A 4877-nucleotide genomic window follows, 5' to 3' on the forward strand; every position below is an offset into this window, starting at 1 on the left:
GGCGTGGGCGAGGGGGTGGTCTCCTCCGGCGCCACGACCAGGCTGATGGACGTGCCCACGTCCACGGTGCTCTCGGCGGGCAGGCTCTGGCTGACCACGGTGCCCGGCTCGCCGGAGCCGGCCGAGCCCTCGGAGGCGTTGACGTTCAGCCCCAGGTCGTTGAGCGCGGCCTGCGCGTCGTCCAGGCTCCGCCCGGTCACGTCCGGGACGGTGACCTGCCCGCTGGCGACGTAGATCGCCACCTCGGTGCCGCGCGCCACGCTCGCGCGCGCCTCCGGGTCGGTGCGCACCACGGTGCCGCGCTCGGCGCCGGGGTCCTCGTCGGTGGACTCCACCGAGCCGATCTCCAGGCCCGCCGAGCGCAGCGCGGCGCGCGCGTCGTCCTGGCTGGAGCCGGACACGTCGGGCACCGTCACCTGCTCGGGGCCGGTGGAGACCGTCAGCGTCACCGTGCCGCGCAGGGCCACCCGCTCCCCGACCGCCGGGTCGGCGCTGATCACGTTCCCGGCGGGCACGTCGGCGCTGGGCGCCTGCTGCACCACCGGCTCCAGGCCGGCGTCGCGCACGAGCTGCTCGGCCTGCCCCTGCGGCAGGCCCACCACCTGCGGCACCGGCGCCGCCGTGGGCGTGGCGCTCGTCGTCGGGTCCGAGCCGCCGCCCCCGCCGCCGAGGTCCAGCAGGGCGTAGGCGGCGGCGCCGATCCCGCCGAGCAGGACGAGGACGAGCAGCACCCACGGCCAGCGCTTGCGGCGCTCCTCCTCCGGCGGCGCCGCGTCGGGGTCGTCCACGCGCGGCAGCGTGCCGGTGCCGCCGACGATCCCGGCGGCGCCGGCCACCGGCGGCACCGCGCGGGTGGCGGCGGTGGGCGCACCGGTGGCCGGCAGCGCCGTCGTGGCCCCGGCGGTGGGCACCGCGGTGGTCGGCGCGAAGCTCGCCCCGCGCAGCGGGCGGCCCTCCACGGCCCGGCGCAGGTCGTCGGCGAAGTCGGAGGCGCTCTGGTAGCGGTGCTCGCGGTCCTTGCTCAGCGCCATGAGCACGACCTGGTCCACGGCGGGCGGGATGTTCGGCACCAGCTCGCTGGGCGGCTTCGGCTGCTCCGAGACGTGCTGGTAGGCCACCGCGACGGGCGCGTCGCCGGTGAACGGCGGGCGGCCGGTGAGGATCTCGTACAGCAGGCAGCCGGTGGAGTACAGGTCGCTGCGGGAGTCGACGGTCTCCCCGCGCGCCTGCTCGGGCGAGAGGTACTGCGCGGTGCCCATCACGGCGGACGTCTGGGTGAGGGTCGCGGAGGAGTCGCTGACGGCCCGGGCGATGCCGAAGTCCATCACCTTCACCTCGCCCGCCGGCGTGATCATCACGTTGGCGGGCTTGATGTCGCGGTGCACGATGCCCTTGGAGTGGCTGTACTCCAGCGCCCCCAGCACGCCCTCGGTGATCGAGAGGGCCTCGGTGATCGCCAGCGGGTGGTCGGTGCGCAGCACGTCGCGCAGCGTGCGCCCCTCCACGTACTCCATGACGATCCACGGCAGGTCCACGCGCGCCCCGCCGTGCTCGACGACCTGGTCGGCGCCGGTGTCGTACACCGCCACGATCGAGGGGTGGTTCAGCCCGGCGGCGGCCTGCGCCTCCCGGCGGAAGCGCGCCTGGAAGGAGGGGTCGCGCGCCAGGTCCGAGCGCAGCAGCTTCACCGCCACCACCCGCCCCAGCCTGGTGTCGCGGGCGACGTGGACCTCCGCCATGCCGCCGCGCCCGAGCAGGGCGCCGACCTCGTAGCGCCCGCCGAGCAGGCGCGGCGACGCCTGGCCCCCGCCGCTGGTCGATGCGTCCGTCGTCACTGCGTTCCCCGTCCCCGTCGTCCCTGGCCCACCGCGGCGCCTGCGCCCGCGGTGCCTGCACGTGCCTCAGCCACCGAGCGCCGCCTCCATGACCCGCTTGGCCACCGGCGCGGACAGCCGCCCGCCGTAGGCGCTGTCCACCGACCCGCCGTCCTCGATCACGACGGCCACGGCCACCTGCTGCTCGCCGCGCTCCGCCCAGGAGGTGAACCAGGCGTAGGGCGTCTGGCCCTCCCCGCGCTGGGCGGTGCCGGTCTTGCCGCCGACGTCCACGCCGTCGATGCGCGCGCGGGTGCCGGTGCCGGAGTCCACGACCGCCCGCATCATGTCCTGCAGCGTGGCGGCGGTCTGCGAGCTGACCGCGCGGCCCAGCTCCTGCGGCGAGGGTTCCTCGACGACGTCGAGGGACACGTCGTCGCGCACGCTGGCCACGAGGTTGGGCCGCATGACGACCCCGTCGTTGGCGATGGCCGCGGAGATCATCGCCACCTGCAGCGGGGTGGCCTTGTCGTCGCCCTGCCCGATCGCGGAGTACGCCAGCAGCGGCCCGGTGGAGCCCTCCGGGTAGGTGCTCTGCGTGACGGCCAGCGGGATCGACACCGGCTGCTCGAAGCCGAACGCCTTCGCCTGCGCGTCCAGGGCGTCGGCGCCCAGGTCCAGGCCGAGCTGGCCGAAGGCGGTGTTGCAGGAGATGCGCAGCGCGTCGCGCAGGCTGACCCTGTCGCCCGGCCCGCAGGCGGTGCCCTCGTCGTTGCTGAGGGTGTTGCTGGTCTGCGGCAGGTCCAGCTCCTGCGGGCCGGCCAGCAGGGTGTCGGCGGTGTAGTCCCCGCTCTCCAGGGCCGCCGCGGCGGTGATCAGCTTGAACGTCGAGCCGGGCGGGTACAGCGCGCCGGTGGTGCGGTTGATCAGGGGGTCGTCCTCGTCGCCGGTGAGCTGCTCCCACGCCTGACCGGCGGCCGCGCCGTCGTGGGTGGCCAGCGCGTTCGGGTCGTAGCTGGGCGCGGAGACCATCGCGAGCACGTCGCCGGTGGCCGGGTCCAGGGCCACGACGGCGCCCTTGCGCCCGTCGAGGGCGTCCCAGGCGGCCTGCTGCACCTCGGGGCGGATCGTCAGCGTCACCGAGGCGCCCTTGGGCTCCTCCCCGGTGAGCAGGCTGGACAGGCGCCGGTAGAACAGCTCGTCGGCGGTGCCGGAGAGCACGTCGTTCTCGGTGCGCTCCACGCCGGAGGTGCCGTAGCGGATGGAGTAGTAGCCGGTCGCCGGGGCGTACAGCTCCCCGGCGGCGTACTGGCGCTGGTACCGGTAGGCGTCGTCCACCGGGGCGCTGGTGGCGATGGCCTGCCCGGCGCCCACGAGGATCGCGCCGCGCTCGCGGCCGAACTCCGCGTAGAGCTGGCGGCTGTTGCCGGGCATGGCGTTGAGGTCGCCGGCGCGCACGAACTGGATCCAGGTCGTGGAGGCGAACAGCGCGAAGAACAGGAAGGCGACGACGGCGGAGAGCCTGCGCAGCGGGCGGTTCACGGCAGCCTCACCGCCTGGGTGACGCCGGTGTCGCCGGTCTCGGGGCCGTTGCGGACCTCCGGCGCGGGCCGGCGGGCCAGGTCCGAGACCCGCAGCAGCAGCGCCACGACGATCCAGTTGGACACCAGCGAGGAGCCGCCGGCGGCGAGGAACGGCGTGGTCAGCCCGGTCAGCGGGATGACGCGGGTGACGCCGCCGACGACGACGAACACCTGCAGCGCCACCGAGAACGCCAGGCCGGCGGCGAGCAGCTTGCCGAAGCCGTCGCGCACGCCGATCGCGGTGCGCAGGCCCCGCTCGACGAGCACGCCGTACAGCAGCAGCACCGCGAACAGCCCCACCAGGCCCAGCTCCTCGCCGAAGGAGGCGTACACGAAGTCGGAGTTGGCGAACGGCACGATGTCGGGGCGCCCGCGGTCCAGGCCGGTGCCCAGCAGCCCGCCGTTGGCCATGCCGTACAGGCCCTGCAGCAGCTGGTAGGCGCGGTCGGCGTTCTCCGCCTCGAAGGGGTGCAGCCAGATGTCCACGCGGCTGCGCACGTGCGACATGGTCGTGGCGGCGAACACCGCCCCGGCGGCGAACAGCGCCAGGCCGATGACGATCCAGCTGACCCGCTCGGTGGACACGTACAGCACGGCCACGAACAGCCCGAAGAACAGCAGCGAGGTGCCCAGGTCGCGCTGGAGCACCAGCACCCCGACGCTGGCGGCCCAGGCCAGCAGGATCGGGCCGAGGTCGCGGGCGCGCGGCAGCCGCAGGAACAGCAGCTTGGGGCCGGTCAGCGACAGCGCGTCGCGGTGCACGACGAGGTAGCCGGCGAAGAACACCGCCAGCGCGATCTTGGCGATCTCGCCGGGCTGGAAGGACAGCGGCCCGACGCCGACCCAGATGCGCGCGCCGTTGATCTCCCGGCCCAGGCCGGGCACCAGCGGCAGCACGAGCAGCACCAGGCCGGCGACCATCGCGGTGAAGGTGTACCGGCGCAGGATGCGGTGGTCGCGCAGCCCGACGACGACGACGGCGGCGGCGGCCACGCCCAGGGCGGACCACACGAACTGCCGGGAGGCGGCGGCGGTCTCCTCGGCGAGGTCCAGGCGGTGGATCATCACCAGGCCCAGGCCGTTGAGCAGCGTGGCCACCGGCAGCAGCACGGGGTCCGCGTGGGGGGCGCGCCAGCGCAGCAGCAGGTGCAGCACCACCGCCAGCGCGCCCAGGCCGCCGCCGTGCAGCAGCAGGCCCGCCGGCAGGGCGCCCTCGCCGGTCAGGCCCACCACGGCCCACGCGCCGCACGCGATGAGCACGGCGCCCACGACGAGCACGAGCTCGACGTTGCGGCGCGTGGTGGGGTACACGGGCAGCACGGTGGCCATCAGCCGACCCCTCCGCAGTCCTCGGCGGGCGCGTCCCGGGTGGGGGTGGCGCCCGGTGTGGTGGTCGTGGCGGCCGCCACCGTCGTGCCCGCGCCCGTGACGGCGCCCGTGGTCGCGCCGGGGACCGGCGGCGCCGTGGTCGGCCCGCCGG

3 protein-coding genes are annotated in these 4877 nt (G+C 75.4%); all 3 read right to left on the reverse strand.

Translation table 11 applies throughout. From position 1 onward, the window contains the following. A partial coding sequence (gene pknB / locus GTR00_RS14640) for a Stk1 family PASTA domain-containing Ser/Thr kinase (protein WP_166612340.1) occupies nucleotides 1–1835 on the reverse strand: 1835 nt, incomplete at its 3' end. 66 nt (nucleotides 1836–1901) lie between these two features. Next, a complete protein-coding gene (locus GTR00_RS14645) occupies nucleotides 1902–3356 on the reverse strand; it encodes a peptidoglycan D,D-transpeptidase FtsI family protein (RefSeq protein ID WP_166612341.1) in 1455 nt (484 codons plus the stop codon). Continuing rightward, entirely contained in the window at nucleotides 3353–4726 is a 1374-nt protein-coding gene (locus GTR00_RS14650; RefSeq protein WP_166612342.1) for an FtsW/RodA/SpoVE family cell cycle protein, read from the reverse strand. Before GTR00_RS14650 ends, GTR00_RS14645 begins: the two co-directional genes overlap by 4 nt. Between the last annotated feature and the right edge of the window lie 151 nt (nucleotides 4727–4877).

This window comes from Kineococcus indalonis (genome assembly GCF_009906395.1).
Lineage (GTDB): Bacteria > Actinomycetota > Actinomycetes > Actinomycetales > Kineococcaceae > Kineococcus > Kineococcus indalonis.

Bases quoted from the DNA above. Each gene is read 5' to 3' on its own strand.
- GTR00_RS14650 (WP_166612342.1), bottom strand. From the start codon at position 4,726: ATGGCCACCGTGCTGCCCGTGTACCCCACCACGCGCCGCAACGTCGAG.